This is a genomic window from Paenibacillus sp. FSL H8-0259 (assembly GCF_037963255.1).
GTDB lineage: Bacteria > Bacillota > Bacilli > Paenibacillales > Paenibacillaceae > Paenibacillus_AQ > Paenibacillus_AQ phytohabitans.
Genome location: NZ_CP150147.1, coordinates 1,681,046 through 1,698,951, shown reverse-complemented (window position 1 = coordinate 1,698,951; position 17,906 = coordinate 1,681,046). Strand labels below are relative to the sequence as shown.

Below are 17,906 nucleotides of genomic sequence, written 5' to 3'. Positions count from 1 at the left end.
TCCCCGCGGAATTGCGCATCCCGGTATGAGACTCCCCCTCAAGCTTTAACTGTAAAATGTACAACTAAAACGATCTTTTTCTGCGCAGAAGGAGTTTTAATTGCACTCTATACACTTATAAAATGCTCCTATGCCATAAAAGCGCATTATTCTCTAATTTAATTGTACAGAATACAGTTATCCCTGCTCATCCGGCTTTTCGCCGTATTTTAACTGCACGAAATACAATTATTTGCCAGGCTCTCTGCTTGAGAACGGTATCGGTCATCCCTGATTGGACTTTCTGCAATAGATTCACGAGTCTGATGGCTCTTAAGTTAAGCCGTACTAAACAGATTCTTTTTCCAGGCCAAAATGTTCTGATAATATCTTCACTAAAACCTCTCTGTACACATCTAAATCATATGAAGAATTGTTCACTTTTGTCTTAGCTATATTTACGCCGTTAAAGATCCTTTCTTCCAGTCCCCTTCTTGCCTTAAGCACCTTCAGAGTTCCTTCAAACCCGATATACCCCTGTTTTTTGCCAAACCCTTGTTTGGTGTAATAGTCAATAAACCCTTCTGACCATTCCCGGGGTCTTTCTTCAACAGCCTTGCCGAAGGAGTAATCAAGATCGTTCTGGTCAACGTATATCAGAAGCGGATTCAGCACTTCTACAATGGCTGCCAGTTCGATAACATAACTTGTGACGTCTTCCTTGGCGGCATCATGTTTGATCATTCCCATGGTTACAGGATTCTGTATGAAGCAACAATCGAAAATATAAAGGTCTGCGTCATTTAAGGTACTCTCCGCAAACTGCTTCCATTTTGCCGTAATCAGTCCCCTGTTTCGGTCTAGCGGCAATTCATACACATCATGCTTCACCAAAGTATCCAGCATTTCATTTGGAATACTTGAACCGTGTGCATTGATTAGTTTCCGGTATTCCACGAAATAACTATTCCCTTGATTCCATGTATATGGGCTTAATAAATCCCTAAACTCCTCATAGGCGCTCAATAGATCATCGTATTCAACTTCATCTAGACAAGCGACTCCATCATAATCAGCAGGATGATCCAAATTTCCTTCAAGGAATAGCCTGGCCTTAAGATTTCTCTCTGTAAGAATTTCATGTACCAGCTGAGCCGCGGTTGATTTCCCGGAGCCTGGTAAGCCCTCGATTAAGATCAATTTAGTTTGCATATAGTAGTTCCTCCATTCATTTTTAGGAGGATAGGCAGGTAAGAATCAAGGGAGATGCGTTATTCCCGTAAAAATAAAGCGGATACCCAAAGGTATCCGCAGAAGTGGCTTTATGACACACCTTATCCTGCATACCCTGTAAGATTAAAAAAAGACATGCCTAATACAATAGTGCGTTCGCTATTAAAGGCATTCTTTAGACTTGTTAATCTTTACAGAGTCATCCACATGATACGGTTTATGCTCCTTTATAGGCATCTCATTCCTGATATTAACACCGGATACCACCAATTACAATTGCGTTGTTTCTATTACAGCCTGCGTTTTATTATATCCGGTAATCGAAGCATGCGGAATTTCTCCCACCTCTCCTACCAGGGTACGAAAAGCCATGCCATGTCCGGTAATGATCACTTTTTTAAATCCGAGATATTGATCGATCACCTTCTCCACGCGGTTCTTCAGCAGTTCTTTGGACTCCCAAAGCTTGGTTACCCCGGGAGGATACACTCCATGATTAGTATCATAATCGTTCCCCAGCTCTGCAAGCCGCTCCAGGGAATCATATTCGAAGGTTAAGTCAGGCTGCCATTCCCTTAAATCCAATTCAACCTTTATGTCTAAACCGAGTTCCTTGGATAAAATAGCGGCCGTTTGAAGTGCTCTCGTGTAGGGAGAAGAGACAATCACTTCTGCTTCTTTTAAACGCTCATCCTTTGCTGTCCGATATACCTGGTTCACTCCCGCTTCCGTAAGAGGCACCAGATCCCGGCCATGGCCCTTTAATTTGTACTGCTCATTGATGTTCCACTCGGGTTCACCATGGCGAATGAGATAAAACTGTGTCATTGAAATCCCCCTGCCTCTTTTTGGTACTAAATCTATTCGCTCCTCCTACTACACAATCCTACCCGGTCGAATTTCTTAATGGAAGCCTGCCACGCTCTTCATATCGCATCTGCTGAAGTAGTAGATCGTCATGAACACAGCAAAAAGCCGAAGCTTCACTGCCCCCATGGGACAACCGTAAGCTCCGGCCATTTCGACTTCCATTTCCGCGTCTTATTCAAGTAGACATCCTCGCTGATCAGCGCCTTGTTCGGCCTCAGGACTAATTGAAACAGATCTTCCAGACCGAACGGTGCGTATACCTGCCACTCCCCCTCGCTGCTGAGTCTCGCCCCCAGCGATGTGACCGTTGTCGGCCAGCTGTTAATTGCATCTTCCAGGGAAGCGTAGGGTGCCAGCTCTACACCGAACTTATCACGGTACCACAGATGAACCCGGGCCTGGTTCTTGAGATCCACCGGAATAGAAATACCTGCAAACAGCTCACGTCCGTTGGCGATCATCCGGTCCTCCGCAGCATAGCTCAAATCATGCCCATCGTAGTAGATTATATCAATATCACCAATTCCGTAATCCGGATCCCGCCCGGTAAGCTCGTTCCACACCGACTGAACCAGACACCCTGCTCCAATATAATAAGGAAAAGGTGCCAGCCCTTGCGCACGCTTGAAAATATCCATCAGCAGCGCACTGCGGGAGAACAGCTCCGTCAGACGATTGTGAAGGATCTCCCCCTCATCCATGGGCAGCCGGAGCCACGGGCTCAGTAGCCAGCTCATATTGTAAAATCAGCTGCGTTCCCTTGCTCCCGCTGCGCCGCAGCCCGTAATCCTGAAACCCTGCGCGGGCGTACAGCTGTCCGGCAGGAATGTTGCGCTCATTAACGGCCAGCACAATCTGCTGTGCTTCCGGGTAATGGCGGCGGACGAAATCAGGCAGCAGGGCCATCGCTGCTTTGGCAAAGCCCTGTCCCTGGCAGGCATAATCCATCAGAAAGGCGCGCAGAAGCACTGCGCCGGAGTAGTCTTGGAAGAAGTCTGCGATACCTTCGCCTGTATGAAGAACGAAGAAGCCTACCGCCCGGTCTCCCTGGGCAATGACGACTCCCATTTTGCCGGCATCCGTGCAGGCATCCTGCAGCGTCTGCTCCGGCAGTCCGGTAAATTCCGCCTGCTCCGGAGGAAGCTGAAAGCTCAGCAACTGGTCCTTGAATGTCTCCTCATGCTTCTCTTCATACCTGAACAATGTAATGCGCTGATCCAGCCTCATCCTTACATCTCTCCCCCAAACAGCATCTTTCCCATGAGCCAAACTTAAGCTGTTTACTATTACTTTTCTTGAAATGCTGCCCAAAATACAACATTTCTCTGATAATACTGGCCTCAATCCAGAATTGTTGTATAGAATGCAGCATTTCTCCTCTTCCAGAGCACTTACGGGGAAAATTCTTGTATTTCATACAACAATCCGCCTGAACACCCTGGTATTTAGGAATCCGAGTTGCAAAACGTACAACATTTATGCCGATACAAGCGCGAACTTAAAAAGTTTAATTCTGCCAGCAACGAATCTGGGAATCAGTATGAGGAGTCGGGCAATTCCGGCTTGTCCCATAGCCGAAGCGATTGATCAGTTACTTGTTTGATTGGGTTGTACTCCCCAGTGCGGGTTATATAGCCGCAAGTTTATGCTGATTCAGCATCTGGCTTCCCGCTATATAGGCAGCGTGTAATACTGCGCCCGCTGGCTCTCGTCCTGCTGATAGAGCACGATCAGCAGCGTATTGCCGCCACTGGAACCGGGATGCGCATCCGTCACAGCCGGCACTATGTCCCCGGCCTCAGCTACCGCCGCATTCTCTGCCGCTTCTGCTACGGCCGTACTGCCCGCCCCTTTATCCGCATGGCTGCCTGCTATGTCCGTTGCAGCTCCCGCCCGTTTATCCGCGTGGCCACCTGCTGTTTCTGTTGCAGCTCCCGCTCCCGGCTTGCTATCCGCGCTGTCCGCTGAACTCTCAAGCGTGCCAGCGTTTTCGCCTTCAGCACCAGCCAAGCCGTCAAATCGCAGCCCGCTGATCGAATCCAGCACCGGCTCCAGCCGGAACGGCAGGACATCCAGTACGATGTACTTCTGCAGCTCACGCTCACTTAAGCCCGCCTCGGCCAGCTTGGCCGATATCAGCTCCGGCTGCCCGGCAATCTGCTTCAGGTATTTGGCCCACTCTGACTTGCCCATCACCTCATCCCACCAGATTTTGCGCGGCTTGTACTTGTGGCCGAGGAAATAATCCAGCTTCATCAGTCCGGTGATGATGTCCATGGACGCCGTCCCCCGGTCCGTGAGGAAATTATGCAGCCGGGTGAACAGATCCTCGAGCTGATGCCCGATCTTCTGCCAGCCCCTCGCTTCCCAGTAGTCGCCGAATTCCTGGAAGAAATCGAATGGTGACGGGAAGACATGGCGGATCAGATATTTGACCGAATGATCCAGGCGCTGGCTGTTCCAGTACTTCTCCAGCACGTCCTCCAGCCGCTTCAGCCGGATAATGTCAGAGAACGGCATGACATGGCTGCTGAGAATTTCGTACGGCGCATGCTCCATGTACGTATAGTCGTATTTGGCTGCCTGGGCGCGCAGCCCGGTGCCTCGGAGCATTTTGAGGAAACCCAGCTGCAGCTCCTCCGGCTCCATGGCGAATACATCATTGAAGGTCTTGCGGAAGGTCGAGTAATCCTCCATCGGCAGTCCGGCAATCAAATCGAGATGCTGGTCAATATTGCCGCTGGCCTTGATCTTCATTACCGTCCGGGACAGCTTCGTGAAGTTCTGGCGGCGTTTGACCAGTTCGTTGGTCTCGTCATTGGTCGACTGCACACCGATCTCGAAGCGGAAAACTCCGGGCGGCGCATTCTGCGCCAGGAAATCCAGCACCTCCGGACGCATAATATCCGCTGTAATCTCGAATTGGAACACACAGCCCTGATGATTGTCGATCAGGAACTGGAACATTTCCATCGCATAATTGCGGTTGATATTGAAGGTGCGGTCGAGGAATTTGATCACCTTGGCCCCGCCTTCAATCAGATAGAGCAGATCGGATTTCACCCGTTCAATATCGTAATAACGCACGCCTACCTCGATGCTGGACAGGCAGAACTGGCAATTGAAGGGACAACCCCGGCTTGTCTCAAAATACACAATCCGCTTGCTGAGCTCCGGCAGATCCTCCGCGAACCGGTGGGGCGTCGGCAGGGTATTAAGGTCACTTTTGGGACGCGGCGGGTTGACAATCAGTTCCTCCCCCTTGCGGTAGGCAGCGCCGTATACGAAATGATACTTGTGTTCATCCCGGATCTCCTGCAGCAGATGATGGAAGGTCTCTTCCCCGTCCCCATTGACTACGAAGTCGATTCCGGCTTCCCGCTTCATCCAGTACAGCGGCTCATAAGACACCTCCGGCCCGCCAAGTACGATCTTCACCTCCGGCATCACCTGCTTGAGGATCGCGACCAGCTTGACCGTTTCTTCGATGTTCCAGATATAACAGGAGAAGCCGATCACATCCGGCTGCTTCTGGAAAAGGTCCGACACGATATTCATCAAGGGATCTTTGATGGTGTATTCCGCCAAAAGGATATCTTCGAATTCATGCTCGCTGTACGCCTTCAGAAGCCGGATCGCCAGCGACGTATGAATATATTTGGCATTTAATGTGGCCAGGATGATTCTCATGCCTTATAACCTTCTTTACATTTCATTTTGAAAAAACTCCAGGAATGCCTTGCCGTATTTACGGTACTTCACTTCGCCGACACCCTTCACCCTCAGCATCTCCGCTTCCGTCTGCGGGCAAACCACGCTCATCTCGCGCAGCGTCGCATCATTGAAAATGATGTAGGACGGCACATGCTCGCGCCCCGCCAGCTCGCGGCGGATCAGGCGCAGCTGCTCGAAGACCGTCTCGTTGACGGCCGACGGCGAATGGTCGCGCGTACGGCTGCGGTCCCGCGTGCCGGAGGTGACAAGCGTGCGGGCCACGCGCTGGTGGACCTCACGCTGGCCGCGCAGCACCTCGGCTGCCAGCGGCTGCAGCCGCACGACCGGATACTGGCCTTCGGACAAGGCCAGATAACCCTCCGAGATCAGCACATTGATGCTCTCGGTAATTTCCTTCTCGCTGCGGCCGGACATCGCCCCGTGGGTCGGCAGCTTCTCGAAGCCGTACTGCAGCACCTTCTGATTGCGTGAGCCCTTCAGCACTGAGGATACCAGCGCCACCCCGTAGCGTTCACGCATGCGGTGGATGCAGGAGAAGATCTTCTGCGCATCCACCGTCATGTCTACCAGCTGCCGTTCATCGGTGCAGGAGCTGCAGATGCCGCACGGATCATCGTCATGATTCTCGCCGAAATAATCCAGCTGTGCACTGCGCAGGCAACGGGTGGTGTAGCAGTAATCAATCATCTGCTGCAGCTTGCGGTATTCGTTGGCTTTGCGCTCCGTATCCTGCGGATTCTGCTCAATCAGGAACTTCTGCGTCATAATATCCTGCGCACTGAAGAGCAGAATGCAATCACTCGGCTCCCCGTCGCGGCCGGCACGTCCGGCCTCCTGGACATAAGCCTCCATATTCTTCGGCATATTGTAGTGAATGACATAACGAACGTTAGATTTGTCGATCCCCATCCCAAAAGCATTCGTGGCAACCATGACGCGGATATCGTCATACAGGAACCCTTCCTGGCTCTCGGCCCGTTCCTGGTCGCTCATTCCGGCATGGTAGCGGCCCGCGGCGACTCCCGTCGCCTGCAGCCGCTGAAAGAGATCATCCACCTCTTTGCGGGTGGCGGCATAGACGATACCCGGCTGATGCGAATGCTGCGCCGTGTAGTCCAGTACGAATTCACGCTTATTCTCTCCGCGCAGCACTTGCATGGCCAGATTATCACGGCCAAGTCCGGTCATGAAGACGCCCGGATCGCGCAGACGCAGCAGCCGGACCATATCCTCCATAACCTCAGGTGTAGCGGTAGCGGTAAAAGCAGCCAGAATCGGCCGCTGCGGCAGCTCCTCTACAAACGGCGACACCGCCAGATAGCTGGTACGGAAATCATGGCCCCACTGCGATACGCAGTGCGCTTCATCGACAGCCACGCAGGAGATCGACAGCCCTGCCATCTCCAGGCGGAACCAGTCCAGCTCCAGACGTTCCGGCGCCACATAGAGCAGCTTCAGCTCGCCCCGGCGGGCGGCGCGGATCCGGTCATTCACTTCCTTGCCGCTTAAGGTGCTGTTGATATAGGCAGCCGGAATCCCGGCAGTAGTAAGGGCGTCCACCTGATCCTTCATCAGCGAGATCAGCGGGGATACAACAAGTGTAAGTCCCGGCAGCAGCAGTGCCGGAACCTGATAGCAGATCGATTTACCGCCTCCGGTAGGCAGGATGCCCAGCGTATCGCGGCCTTCGAGCAGATTGTTCACAATTTTCTTCTGGCCTTCCCGGAAATCGGGATACCCGTAATATTTTTGCAGTTCAGCCTGCGCTTGCTCCATTAGTGATCCTTGCATCTTCATATCTCTTCTGACTCCTTAAGACTTTCTACCTTTAGTTTACCGGGCAACAGGGTACTTAGGCAACCGCTTGAAGCAGATATCCTAGCACTCCTTTTGGGCCTGTTACATAAAATTTACATAAAAATCACGCGATCAAGCAACACTTTATAGAAATACATTCGAATTGTACTGCTGAGGAGGCCGCCATTTGCAAGCCTGGAAAGATAAATATACCGCTTATGTGCATAAGCAGCAGCAAGCTTCTCCTCCGGAGCCTGACAAAAGTCCGCTTACAGGAAATCTGCAGGCCGATTTACAAGCGCTGCAGGCACGGCTTGGTGACAACGGCGACCTCGTAGTCCGCGACTTCCAGCTCTTCGGAGCCCACCAGGCCGTAATGCTCTTCTTCTCTTCACTGGTTAATACGGAGCAGGTGCGCGAGCATGTCCTTAAACCTTTAATGGCCGGGCCCACCGGGCATAAGGAAATTCCGGAGCATATGGCCGGTATGATCCATTATATCTGGAGCACAGCCGTCCAGGTAACTCAGGGAACAACCACTACAGACATTTCTGTGCTGCCGGACGCTGCCGTGAAGGGTGAGCTGATTCTGCTGATAGAGGGAGTGCCCGAAGCCCTTGTGCTCGATATGCGCCAGATTGATATGCGCGGTGTGGAGCAGCCGCAGACCGAGCAGGTCATCCGCGGACCCCGTGAAGGGTACGTAGAGAAGCTGGAGAACAACCTGTCCCTGCTGCGCTACCGGCTTCAGAGCACAGATTTCCGGATTGAAATCAGCCCGATCGGAACCCGTACCCAGTCGAGGGTGGCCTTATGCTATATCGAGAGCATTGCCGACAGCGGGCTCGTTGCTGAAGCGATGCGCAGAATCTCAATGATTGATACCGACGGAATTCTTGATGCCGGATACATTGAGCAGTTCATTGAAGACCAGCCGCTGTCCCCGTTCCCTCAGGTGCAATGCACAGAGCGGCCCGACAAGACGGTTGCCGCTCTGCTGGAAGGGCGGGTTGCCATGCTTGTCGACGGTTCTCCCTTTGCTGTAATCGTCCCTGCTCTATTCAACCAGTTCTTTCAGACGGTAGATGATTACACAGAGCGTTTCATTATGGGCAGCCTGATCCGTATAATCCGTCTCATCGCGCTGTCTTTCTCACTTTTTTTCCCTGCGTTATATGTTTCTGTGATCTCGTTTAATCCCGAATTAATGCCGACGGATTTCGCTGTGGCTATCTCGGGCGGAAGAGCAGGTGTGCCGTTTCCTGCCGTTCTGGAGGTGCTGATCATGGAGGTCTCCATGGAGGTGCTGCGTGAAGCTACGATCCGTCTGCCGCAGATGATCGGCGGCGCCTTATCCATCGTGGGCGTTCTCGTGATTGGACAGGCAGCAGTAGGTGCCGGACTCGCCAGTCCGATTACCGTGGTGATTGTGGCGCTGACGACCATCGGTTCTTTTGCCACTCCAGCCTATAATGCCGCTATTGCCTTGCGGATGCTAAGATTTCCGCTGATTATACTGGCCGGAATGTTCGGCCTCTACGGTGTGATGATCGGTACGATTCTCATTCTGAACCATCTTCTGTTCCTGGAATCCTTCGGCGTCCCGTATATGTCCCCTTTCATTCCCGGCAAATGGCGTGACCTGAAGGATACGCTGGTACGTGTGCCGCTGTGGTGGATGCGCCGCCGTCCGAGCTTCCTGCATGCCCAGAATAATGACAGGCTGTCCCGCAATGTTCCCGCAGTACATGTAGATCAGATCCTCAGGCAGGAAGGTGAACCCAGTGAACAGTCTCCGGCAGATCACAACGCTACGCGCAGCCGCCGTCATCAGTAGCACCATTATCGGTGTCGGGATTCTCAGTTTCCCCCGTTACATGGCTTTAGCCGGGAACAGCAGCGCGCCCTTCATCGCATTCAGCGGCGTCATCCTGTCTTTCCTCAGCTATTGGCTGCTCGCCTCCCTGTGCCAGCGTTTCCCCAAAGAGTCCCTCTTTGTGTTCAGCCGCAGGCTGATCGGACGTCCGCTAGCCACCGTCTTCACCGCCGTAATTCTGATATTGTTTATTACGCTGACAGGGATCACTACACGCCAGTTCGGAGATGTCGCCACAACCGTGCTGTATAAAAAAACACCAATTGAAGCCACCATTTTTCTGATGCTGCTCGTTAGCCTGCTCTCCTCCAGACGCAATGTTGTGAAGTTCTCGTATATCCATTTTTTCTACCTGCCGCTGATTGTCGGCTCCATCGTACTCACGATCCTCATCTCCCTGAAAAGCGTTGATCTGCTTAATCTGCAGCCCATTCTAATGTCACCTACCCTCGAATTCTGGAATGGTGCACGGGAGGCAAGCTATCTGTTCCAGAGCTCCTTCGTGATTACACTGCTGATTCCTTTCATGGAAAAGCCGAAGCACGCATTCCGTGCTGGCGCGCTGGCCATAATCATGTCGGGTGCCATCTATGTACTGATCGTGATTGCCTCTGTGGGAATGTTTGGTGCGGAGGAGACCAAGCTGCTGATCTATCCCACGCTGGAAATGGCGCGTTCCGCAGCATTTGGTGAGGGTTTTCTTGAACGGCTGGATGCCATCTTCATCATTATCTGGGTCATTTCGGTCTATACAACGGTGTACACTACGTATTACATATCCGCTTACCTGATGCAGAACCTGTTCGCTCTCCGTGATCAGAGTATGGCCGCAAGTATACTGCTGCCGCTGATCTTTGCTCTGGCGATGCTGCCCCCCAATGTCTTCGAGGCCTATGAATGGATTCTTCACCTGGGCAATGCCGGAATGGTACTGATGATTGGATATCCGCTGCTGCTATGGATGGCCTACTTCATCCGGCGCGCCGGGAAGGAGGCCTCCTCATGATCAGAAGGCTTCCGCGCTCATTCGCCCTAATCCTAATGCTGGCTATGGCTGCCCCTGTTCTAAGCGGTTGCTGGGATCAGGTAGAAATTGAAGACCGGGCGCTTGTACTCGGGTTGTCCATCGATAAGATCTCGGCCGAAGAGGCAGAGAAAGGAGACGAAGTCACCCATATTAACCATGATAATCTGCCTGCAGAAATGATCAGTGTGACCGCACAGATTGCGGTTCCCGGCAGAGTTCCCCTGGGTCCCGGAAGCGGAGGAGGCAACCCGGGTGACGCCAAGACCAGCCCGGTCTGGGTAGTTAGCGTGCGCGGCATTTCACTCGACGATGCCATGAACAATCTGCAGCAGCAGATTGCCGACCCGCGTTATCTGGTTCACCTGCGGATCATTATCATCAGCGAGGATATCGCCCGGGGCAATCTCGAAGAACTCAACGACTATCTCCGGCGCAATCCGGAAATCCGGCGCAGGACCTGGCTGCTGGTATCCGAAGGCAAAGCTTCTGATTTCATGGATGTGAATCCGCCGCTTCAGCGTGTGCCCACACTTTATATTTTGTCCATGATGGAGAAGTCGGTGTCCTCCGGGAAGTTCCCCCGGGATTATATCGGCACATTCTGGTCGGCGGATACCAAGTGGGGCCAGAGCGCGTACTTGCCTTATGTCGCACTGCGCAATAGAGATAATATCCTGATCAAAGGACTGGCCTATTTCAGCGGCGGAAGAATGGTCAACAAGACCTCTCCGATTGAAATCGGCGGCTTCATGGCACTCCAGGGAATCGACCCGGGAGGTTATTCTACCCTCTTTCATACCAATAGGATGGGTATCGTCATGACCAAAATCAATGAGCGTTTCACCCGGACGCGGAGCTACATCAAGGACGGCAAACCGGTTCTGTCGTATCAGGTCTTCCTGGAGGCCGATCTCGATGAGCAATATGGCAGCAATATCCCTGTCGACTCATCCACCAAGCTGCAGGAAATTGAACGGGATTTCGAGGAACAGGTCCGAAGCATACTGACCGGACTGGTTAAGCAGACCCAGAAGGATCACTCCGATATTTTTGGCATGGGCGAAATGATCCGGAGTCACCATCCTGCCTACTGGAAAGAGCATATCCATGACAAAGATGACTGGGAAAACCTGTATGGCAGCATTGAGGTAGACATTCAAATGAAGCTTCATATCCGGAGAGTGGGACTGAAAGACCAATAACCAGTAATTAAGTTCATGTATCTATATTTATAAGGGAGCGATCCGCATGGTCCGCCTGTTCGGAAGTCTGGTTATCATAATGTTAATCTCCACACTGATGCTGCTGGCGGTAGATGCCCGGATTTACAACAGCAAAGGCTGGCTCCGGGAGAAAAAATACGCTATGGTTCTGGGATGGGCCTACGGCGTCATCTCCCTGGCTATCCTTATCGGGCTGATCATTTATGTCTAGCTGTCCCGGCACCCTCCGTAGTATTTCTTCACGGCCCATGGTATATTGAGGAGTACAATATTACAGGACGGAGAATGCAGGCATGAATACAAGAAGAAATCCCAAAGAGGGTTCCAAGCGGGGCGTGAAGCCCGCAGCAGCCTCCAAGGCTCAGCCTAAATCAGGAACCAGAAATCAGGGGAACAAGACCTCTAACCATAAACCGGGGGCAAGACCGGGAGCACCTGCCACAACAACAACTAAAACACCTGCACAGATAAAATCCTATACGGTGTCCGAGCCCGCAGAGCTGCTGCCTTACCTGCTTAAGACGATTACGAATAAGGGACGGAATGCGGTCAAGTCGATGCTGTCCCGGGGACAGATATCGGTAAACGGCAAGCCGGTAACCCAGCATAACCATCAGCTCCATCCCGGTCAGACCGTGACCATTGATCAGGAGAAGCATGCAGAAGCCAAAGAAATGCTCGGGCTGACCATTGTCCATGAGGATGATGATATCATCGTCATTCAGAAGGATGCCGGACTGCTGTCGATTGCTACCGGAGAAGACAATGAACTGACAGCTTACCGCCAATTGATGGAGCATGTGCGCCTGACGAATCCTAAGAACCGCGTCTTTGTGGTACACCGCCTGGACCGTGATACCTCAGGAGTCATGATGTTTGCCAAAAGCGAGGCGATTCAGCAGTCCCTGCAGAACAGCTGGAAAGAGACCGTCAAGGAACGCTCCTACGTGGCGCTGGTGGAAGGCGCAGTCAAGAAATCCGAAGGCACCATCAGCTCCTGGCTGAAGGAGACGTCTACGCTGAAGATGTACTCCAGTCCGCATGAAGGGGACGGGCTGCATGCCGTAACCCGTTATAAGCTGATCCAGGCCAACCGGCATTTCTCCCTGCTGGAAGTCCACCTGGAGACCGGACGGAAGAACCAGATCCGTGTCCACATGTCAGACATCGGGCATCCAATTGCCGGCGACAAGAAATACGGCGCCGAGACCAAAGCTGTCGGCCGTCTCGGACTGCATGCCCGCGTACTTTCGTTCGTTCATCCGACTACCGGAGAAGTCCTCACCTTTGAGAGTCCTATTCCAAAGACATTCCTGAAGTATACCGCACCTGCGCCGACGAACTAAACAAGCTGGGTAATTTCTTTGTCAATTACTAGAGTTTGATTCCACTCCAGACACCTTTATTTGCGTAATTAAAGGAAAATGAGAGGCATTTATGCCTCTCATTTGTCGCTTTCGGGAATTCCCTGATTCATCCGCTTTCTGTGGCAAAGATCCGGCACCATTCTATGAAATCCTGCACATAATACAACATTTCCCTCCTCATACCGGCCCAAATCCACAATTGTTGTACAAACTGCAGCATTTCATCTCTTTCAAACGGCTCAGCAGAATTATTCTTGTATTTCATACAACAATCCTCCCGATCACCCGGCTATCCATCAATCAAAGTTGCAAAACGTACAACATTTATGTCTACAGTGTTTCTTGCACACTCTTTCGATTCACTATCATCCAATTTTAAACTTAGTATATAGGATTAGTTCGCTTAGCTCTATCCCGCGCCTGAGAAATTCCACGAAAAAGACACCCGCAAGGGTGCCTTTTCATGCTCACTATCTGATCTCGTACCAGTTCCTCAGACCTGACGCCATAGCGCGGCTAAATTACTCTACCTTACCGCCTTCAACTACCAGCTCGTCAGTATAGCCTTCTCCATAGACCTCATTCAATGTATCGCTATAGGCCTGATGAATGAATTGCTCTTTGCCGATGGTTTCAAGCTCTGTATTGATCCAGTTCAGCAGCTCCGTGTTGCCTTTGGCTACCGCCGGGGCAATCGTGTCCTGTCCCCCAAACGCCGGGATGCTTACCGTGAAGCCGGGATTGGACTTCGCCCAGGCGATCAGCTCGGTGTTATCGTTGGCAATCGCTGCACCGCGTCCGTCTTTGAGTGCTGCAAAGATCTCTGTGTACTGGTCAAATTTCAGCAGCTCAATGTCCGGGTACTCTTTGGTGAAGTAAGTTTCTGCTGTAGTTCCTTTGGCAACGATAAGCTTCTGGCCTTTCTCCTTCAGCTGGTCAATCGAAGTAACCGGTGCACTGTCAGGGGATACGATCCCGAAGGACAGCTTCATATACGGATTGGCAAAATCCACTTTTTCTTTTCTTTCATCCGTTACGGTGAAGTTAGCCATAATGATATCTACTTTATTGGATTCCAGGTAAGCGACGCGGCTGGCCGCATCTACCAGAACGAATTCCGCCTTGGATTCATCCCCGAGCAGGTCCTTGGCGAATCTTTTGGCGATATAGACGTCGAAGCCCTGATTCTTGCCGTCAGCATCCACATATCCAAATGGCGGTTTATCCGCAAAAACACCAATCCGGACCTTGCCGTCCTTCTTCAGCTGTTCAATAGAAGCAAACTTGGATGATGCCGACCCTGCACTATTGTCCTTGTTATCCGAATTACCGCAAGCGGTTAAGCCCACCAGCAATAAACCCGCTGCTATAAGTGATCCTGCCAACTTCAATCCTTTTCTCATTCCTCTTCATCCCCTGTTTTCTATGATTTTTAATACTGAAATATATCCAGAAAGTGCTGTGCACGCTCTGTCGCTGGTTTGGTGAAAAATTGCTGCGGCTCCGCGATCTCACAAATGCTGCCCTGATCCATAAATACGATCCGGTCACCTACAGACTTGGCAAAGCCCATTTCATGGGTCACGATAATCATCGTCATGCCCTGTTCGGCAAGCCCCAGAATAACATCCAGCACTTCGCGCACCATTTCAGGATCAAGCGAAGCCGTTACTTCATCGAATAACATGATCTCGGGGTTCATACATAACGCCCGTACAATCGCAATCCGCTGCTTCTGTCCTCCGGATAGCTGCCGGGGATAAGCATCCTTGCGGTCCAGCAGCCCGACCCGGCCCAGCAGCTGCTCTGCCTGCTGCCGCGCTTCTTTCGGTTCTCTCTTTTGCACCTTGAGAGGTCCGAGCAGAATGTTGTCCAGCACTGTCATATGCGGGAACAGCTCATAATTCTGAAACACCATCCCGATGCGCTGCCTGACTTCACGCCAATTCACCTGCGGCCCGGCCAGATCCTGGCCCTGGTAGCTGATTCTTCCGCCCTGCACAGGCTCCAGTCCGTTAAGACATCGCAGGAGCGTGCTTTTTCCGCAGCCGGACGGCCCGAGAATAACAGTCACTTCCCCTTTAACCACCTGCAGATTAATACCGCTTAGAACCAGCCGTTCTCCGAAGCTTTTCTGCAATCCTTCTACCTCCAGCAACAGTTCGCCGGTATTTATCATGATTATCGTTCCTTCCTAACGGCTAATTCTGCCATCTGCGTTCCACTCTCCGGGAAATACGGGATAACGGGAAACATACGGCAAAGTACAGGATAAAGATGAAGCCATACACCCAAAACGAAGCGTTTGGCGCTTTGATGACCCCAAGCTCAATGATCTGCTGACCGATCTTCACAACCTCTATCACTCCAATCAGCACAACGAGCGAGGTGGTCTTGATCATCCGTGTCGCCAGGTTAATTGCGCCAGGCACCATTCTGCGGATAGCCTGAGGGATAAGAACATACCTGTACAGCTGCCCCCGGCTGAGTCCCAGCGCTGCACCCGATTCCTCCTGATGCTTCGGCATGGACTGCAGCGCCCCCCGCACAATGTCGCCAATCTCGGCCGCTCCCCACAGGCTGAACACCAGAATGGAAGTAGTCTCACCGCTAATGTCGATATTTAATAGAGGTGTGAAGCTGAAATGCACAACGTAGAGCCAGACCAGAATCGGTATGATCCGGAAGGCCTCCAGATACAAACGTAGCAATGCCTGCAGCGGCTTCACGTTCAGCGTCCGGAGCAGCCCCATCACTATGCCCAGCACCGTCCCGATCACAATGGAAACAAACGAAATTTCAATGGTGACCAGCAGACCGCCGAGCAGACGCTCGAAGTTCGAGCCTTCAAACAGTACCTCAATCCCCGAATTCTGCATATCTTACCTTCCTTTCCAGCCAGCTCAGCACAACCGACAGAGGAAGCACCAGAATGAGATAAGCGGCCACCAGCAGCAGCAGGGATTCCGCTGTTTTGTAATGCATGCCGATCAGATCCTTCGCCACATTCATCAGATCCATTAAGGCGATTGCTCCGACAATGGAGGTCTCCTTGAGCAGAAAAATCACATTCGCTCCCAGTGAAGGAATGCTGATGGCAAAGGCCTGCGGAAGAATAACATATCTGGCGAGCTGGGTCCGGGATAATCCGATACTAAGTCCCGACTCCACCTGTGTCCTGCTTACAGCTTCCATTCCGCCGCGGAAGGCCTCGGTCATATAACTGCCTCCCAGGAAGGTCAGCCCGACAATGGCACATGTGACCTCACTCATCCGAAGGCCGACCTTAGGCAAGCCATAGTATAGGAAGAACAGCTGTACCAGCAGCGGGGTATTCCTCGACAGCTCGATATAAGCTTGAATAATGAAGCTGATGCCCTTCACTTTGTAATACAGGATAACGCTGAATATCAGTCCCAGCACCAGCGAGAACAGAATGGCCCAGAAGGCCAGCTTCAAGGTCAGCCACATCGCGTCACCATACAGCGGCAGGCTCTCGGCGATAAACTCCCAATCCAAATTCATAACCATTCACAACCCTTTGTCTGTAAATAAAATCCCCCATGAATGCAGCTAAAACTAACTATTCAAATGTGAAAACCCCACTTTATAGGCGGCTTAAGACGCCTTTGGATTTTTGTGAGCAACTATGATTGCCCTATGTACAATTCTGCCAAACTATTTAAAATTCTTACAAAAACCTCACATACTGTGGTAATCATCTTATTCACATAATGCCTACTTGTCAACTATGTTTTCTTAATTTTCACTCTTTTCCGCGTCATGGTACAATACAGAGAAACGTTAGAAGGTGCCGCTCTTGTTCCATCCTACTGTATTTGACAATATTAAAATCGCTTTTGAGAACCAGATCTACGACTACGATAATCTGGATGGAATCCTTGTCGTGACGGACCGGTCGGATTTGCTGAACCTCGCGCTGATGTCACGGGAGTTCAGTCTCTCTTTCAAATTGACTGAAGGCAATAATGTAACCTCCGAAATTATGCTGCAATCTTCGGTGAAGGATCTGAGCGACGAAATTATGGAAACACCGGGGAGTGATCCCGGTTGCACTCTTCTATTACGCTTTTATATGGAGATTGACGATGTGAATGTGCAGTGTCCAGCGGCGGAGAAGATTCTGTCTACGATCTGGGGGCCGGATTTCCAGCCTGTCCAGTCCCTCAGCTTCCGCTACGGCCAGGAAGGCGATACGTACAATAACTGCATAGAACTGCAGTTCAAGCGACAAATCACTGAAGAACAGATGGAAGATATTCCGAACCTTCTGAAGTTCCTGCTGCAAAGCGCCGGGGAACTGGAGGAGGTATAATTCTTAAGGCGGGGTGAACTGCATATGAATTTTCTGCCTCCTGCAAGGACGGGCCGCTGGCTCTGGTGGTATGTCAGTTATGCGCTGATTGTATGGCTGCTGCTGATTCTGCACCGGTTCGTGCTGCTCGGCGAGAGTTTCGATCTTCTGATCTTACTTCGCTGGGCTGCTCTTTCTATCGTGCTCTCCGGTATTATTAACAGCTTCGGCTGGTATGGCGCCCGGCTGGTGTGGATATTCTCGACCGCAGGCGTTGTGCTCGGGATCAGCCTGATGTTCATTTACACTTCCCGCGATATGTCAGGCTGGGAGGATCTTGCGGGCTTTCTGTCTTTTCTCCTGTTCACGGCGGGTGGTTTCGTCCTGGGTTTGCTTGTGGAAGGCAGCCGACTGCTTGTTCAATATTTGCGCAAACGCTGATGCCTTCTGCTGGCCGGACTCTACCCTTATACAGGATTACAAG

The 17,906-nt window shown here is 51.6% G+C and carries 18 protein-coding genes; 7 read left to right on the top strand and 11 right to left on the bottom strand.

The annotated features are described in order from the left end of the window. Positions 1–327 precede the first annotated feature (327 nt). The 6 genes from NSU01_RS07345 to recQ all read right to left on the bottom strand — a co-directional run bounded on the left by NSU01_RS07345 (position 328) and on the right by recQ (position 7,614). The gene (locus NSU01_RS07345) at positions 328–1,191 is read right to left on the bottom strand and encodes a hypothetical protein (protein WP_076242439.1); all 864 of its coding nucleotides are present in this window, start codon (positions 1,189–1,191) and stop codon (positions 328–330) included. A 291-nt stretch (positions 1,192–1,482) separates the two neighbouring features. Further along, complete coding sequence (locus NSU01_RS07340) at positions 1,483–2,040, bottom strand: histidine phosphatase family protein (RefSeq protein WP_076242438.1); 558 nt, start codon at positions 2,038–2,040, stop codon at positions 1,483–1,485. A gap of 155 nt (positions 2,041–2,195) precedes the next feature. Continuing rightward, complete coding sequence (locus NSU01_RS07335; RefSeq protein WP_256703733.1) at positions 2,196–2,819, bottom strand: nucleotidyltransferase family protein; 624 nt, start codon at positions 2,817–2,819, stop codon at positions 2,196–2,198. Further along, positions 2,776–3,309, bottom strand: a complete 534-nt coding sequence (locus NSU01_RS07330) for a GNAT family protein (protein WP_076242436.1) — start codon at positions 3,307–3,309, stop codon at positions 2,776–2,778. Before NSU01_RS07330 ends, NSU01_RS07335 begins: the two co-directional genes overlap by 44 nt. Before the next feature lie 444 nt (positions 3,310–3,753). After that, positions 3,754–5,772, bottom strand: coding sequence for a B12-binding domain-containing radical SAM protein (locus tag NSU01_RS07325; protein ID WP_076242435.1), 2,019 nt, complete (start codon positions 5,770–5,772; stop codon positions 3,754–3,756). A gap of 15 nt (positions 5,773–5,787) precedes the next feature. Further along, positions 5,788–7,614, bottom strand: coding sequence for a DNA helicase RecQ (recQ, locus tag NSU01_RS07320; RefSeq protein WP_076242434.1), 1,827 nt, complete (start codon positions 7,612–7,614; stop codon positions 5,788–5,790). 187 nt (positions 7,615–7,801) lie between these two features. Here recQ and NSU01_RS07315 point away from each other — a divergent pair, with 187 nt between their 5' ends. From NSU01_RS07315 to NSU01_RS07295, 5 genes are all read left to right on the top strand, one after another. Continuing rightward, positions 7,802–9,451 carry a spore germination protein gene (locus NSU01_RS07315; RefSeq protein ID WP_083705118.1) on the top strand — a complete coding sequence of 550 codons (1,650 nt, stop codon included), beginning with the start codon at positions 7,802–7,804 and terminating at the stop codon, positions 9,449–9,451. Beyond that, positions 9,399–10,496: an endospore germination permease gene (locus NSU01_RS07310; RefSeq protein WP_042134469.1), complete on the top strand. Its 1,098-nt coding sequence runs from the start codon at positions 9,399–9,401 to the stop codon at positions 10,494–10,496. The genes NSU01_RS07315 and NSU01_RS07310 overlap by 53 nt, the downstream gene beginning before the upstream one ends. Further along, the gene (locus NSU01_RS07305; RefSeq protein WP_076242433.1) at positions 10,493–11,719 is read left to right on the top strand and encodes a Ger(x)C family spore germination protein; all 1,227 of its coding nucleotides are present in this window, start codon (positions 10,493–10,495) and stop codon (positions 11,717–11,719) included. The genes NSU01_RS07310 and NSU01_RS07305 overlap by 4 nt, the downstream gene beginning before the upstream one ends. Before the next feature lie 46 nt (positions 11,720–11,765). Then, positions 11,766–11,951 (top strand): CLC_0170 family protein, encoded by a 186-nt coding sequence (locus tag NSU01_RS07300; protein WP_042134467.1) that lies wholly within the window; start codon positions 11,766–11,768, stop codon positions 11,949–11,951. Positions 11,952–12,033: 82 nt separating this feature from the next. After that, a complete protein-coding gene (locus NSU01_RS07295) occupies positions 12,034–13,086 on the top strand; it encodes an RluA family pseudouridine synthase (protein WP_083705116.1) in 1,053 nt (350 codons plus the stop codon). Positions 13,087–13,213: 127 nt separating this feature from the next. Here the strand turns inward: NSU01_RS07295 and NSU01_RS07290 are convergent, their stop codons facing one another. The 5 genes from NSU01_RS07290 to NSU01_RS07270 form a co-directional block, all read right to left on the bottom strand. Beyond that, positions 13,214–13,372, bottom strand: coding sequence for a hypothetical protein (locus NSU01_RS07290; protein WP_179093407.1), 159 nt, complete (start codon positions 13,370–13,372; stop codon positions 13,214–13,216). Positions 13,373–13,628: 256 nt separating this feature from the next. Next, positions 13,629–14,510, bottom strand: a complete 882-nt coding sequence (locus NSU01_RS07285; RefSeq protein ID WP_042134465.1) for a transporter substrate-binding domain-containing protein — start codon at positions 14,508–14,510, stop codon at positions 13,629–13,631. 29 nt (positions 14,511–14,539) lie between these two features. Further along, complete coding sequence (locus NSU01_RS07280; protein ID WP_076242432.1) at positions 14,540–15,286, bottom strand: amino acid ABC transporter ATP-binding protein; 747 nt, start codon at positions 15,284–15,286, stop codon at positions 14,540–14,542. 22 nt (positions 15,287–15,308) lie between these two features. After that, on the bottom strand, positions 15,309–15,986 hold the full coding sequence (locus tag NSU01_RS07275; RefSeq protein ID WP_042134461.1) for an amino acid ABC transporter permease: 678 nt from the start codon (positions 15,984–15,986) through the stop codon (positions 15,309–15,311). Then, positions 15,967–16,632 carry an amino acid ABC transporter permease gene (locus NSU01_RS07270; RefSeq protein WP_042219065.1) on the bottom strand — a complete coding sequence of 222 codons (666 nt, stop codon included), beginning with the start codon at positions 16,630–16,632 and terminating at the stop codon, positions 15,967–15,969. The genes NSU01_RS07275 and NSU01_RS07270 overlap by 20 nt, the downstream gene beginning before the upstream one ends. 286 nt (positions 16,633–16,918) lie before the next feature. Between NSU01_RS07270 and NSU01_RS07265 the strand changes: the two genes are divergently transcribed. Both NSU01_RS07265 and NSU01_RS07260 read left to right on the top strand, forming a co-directional pair. Next, on the top strand, positions 16,919–17,443 hold the full coding sequence (locus tag NSU01_RS07265; RefSeq protein ID WP_305954179.1) for a hypothetical protein: 525 nt from the start codon (positions 16,919–16,921) through the stop codon (positions 17,441–17,443). Positions 17,444–17,467: 24 nt separating this feature from the next. Further along, entirely contained in the window at positions 17,468–17,863 is a 396-nt protein-coding gene (locus NSU01_RS07260; protein WP_076242431.1) for a hypothetical protein, read from the top strand. The last annotated feature ends 43 nt before the right edge of the window (positions 17,864–17,906 follow it).

Bases quoted from the DNA above. Each gene is read 5' to 3' on its own strand.
- NSU01_RS07345 (WP_076242439.1), bottom strand. From the start codon at position 1,191: ATGCAAACTAAATTGATCTTAATCGAGGGCTTACCAGGCTCCGGGAAA.
- NSU01_RS07340 (WP_076242438.1), bottom strand. From the start codon at position 2,040: ATGACACAGTTTTATCTCATTCGCCATGGTGAACCCGAGTGGAACATC.
- NSU01_RS07335 (WP_256703733.1), bottom strand. From the start codon at position 2,819: ATGAGCTGGCTACTGAGCCCGTGGCTCCGGCTGCCCATGGATGAGGGG.
- NSU01_RS07330 (WP_076242436.1), bottom strand. From the start codon at position 3,309: ATGAGGCTGGATCAGCGCATTACATTGTTCAGGTATGAAGAGAAGCAT.
- NSU01_RS07325 (WP_076242435.1), bottom strand. From the start codon at position 5,772: ATGAGAATCATCCTGGCCACATTAAATGCCAAATATATTCATACGTCG.
- recQ (WP_076242434.1), bottom strand. From the start codon at position 7,614: ATGAAGATGCAAGGATCACTAATGGAGCAAGCGCAGGCTGAACTGCAA.
- NSU01_RS07305 (WP_076242433.1), top strand. From the start codon at position 10,493: ATGATCAGAAGGCTTCCGCGCTCATTCGCCCTAATCCTAATGCTGGCT.
- NSU01_RS07300 (WP_042134467.1), top strand. From the start codon at position 11,766: ATGGTCCGCCTGTTCGGAAGTCTGGTTATCATAATGTTAATCTCCACA.
- NSU01_RS07295 (WP_083705116.1), top strand. From the start codon at position 12,034: ATGAATACAAGAAGAAATCCCAAAGAGGGTTCCAAGCGGGGCGTGAAG.
- NSU01_RS07290 (WP_179093407.1), bottom strand. From the start codon at position 13,372: ATGAAATACAAGAATAATTCTGCTGAGCCGTTTGAAAGAGATGAAATG.
- NSU01_RS07285 (WP_042134465.1), bottom strand. From the start codon at position 14,510: ATGAGAAAAGGATTGAAGTTGGCAGGATCACTTATAGCAGCGGGTTTA.
- NSU01_RS07280 (WP_076242432.1), bottom strand. From the start codon at position 15,286: ATGATAAATACCGGCGAACTGTTGCTGGAGGTAGAAGGATTGCAGAAA.
- NSU01_RS07275 (WP_042134461.1), bottom strand. From the start codon at position 15,986: ATGCAGAATTCGGGGATTGAGGTACTGTTTGAAGGCTCGAACTTCGAG.
- NSU01_RS07270 (WP_042219065.1), bottom strand. From the start codon at position 16,632: ATGAATTTGGATTGGGAGTTTATCGCCGAGAGCCTGCCGCTGTATGGT.
- NSU01_RS07260 (WP_076242431.1), top strand. From the start codon at position 17,468: ATGAATTTTCTGCCTCCTGCAAGGACGGGCCGCTGGCTCTGGTGGTAT.